Annotated in this window: 1 protein-coding gene; it reads left to right on the forward strand. The window is 63.7% G+C overall.

Features of this window, described 5'->3' with window-relative positions; genetic code table 11:
• Positions 1-34: 34 nt before the first annotated feature.
• The coding region (locus tag ACWTU8_RS32525) for a Ppx/GppA phosphatase family protein (RefSeq protein WP_455851337.1) at positions 35-468 on the forward strand (434 nt) is incomplete at its 3' end.

The raw sequence follows: 468 nt of genomic DNA on the forward strand, positions 1-468 counted from the left end.
AGCGCCGCAAGAAGAACGCTGCAGCGTCCACCTGATGCTGTCTGATTCCCAGGGCCGGCTGCAGGACCGCCGACCGCTGTCCATCATCGACATCGGGTCGAATTCGATCCGCCTCGTTGTCTATGAAGGGCTGGCGCGCTCGCCGACCATGCTGTTCAACGAAAAGATGCTCGCCGGTCTTGGCCGCGGCATCGTTTCGACCGGAAAACTCGACCCAGAGGCGGTGACCCGCTCGATGGAAGAGTTCCGCCGCTTTCGCGCGCTGTCCGATCAGGCCGGCGCCGAGCAAATGTATGTCCTGGCCACCGCCGCCGCGCGCGAGGCGATCAACGGTCCCGATTTCATCCATCGCGCCGAAGAGGTCCTCAAGACCGAGATCCGCGTGATCAGCGGGCGCCAGGAAGCCTATTATTCGGCGCTCGGCGTCATTTCCGGCTTCCATCCGGCCAATGGCATCGCCGGCGATCT

Source organism: Mesorhizobium sp. BHbdii (assembly GCF_053848045.1).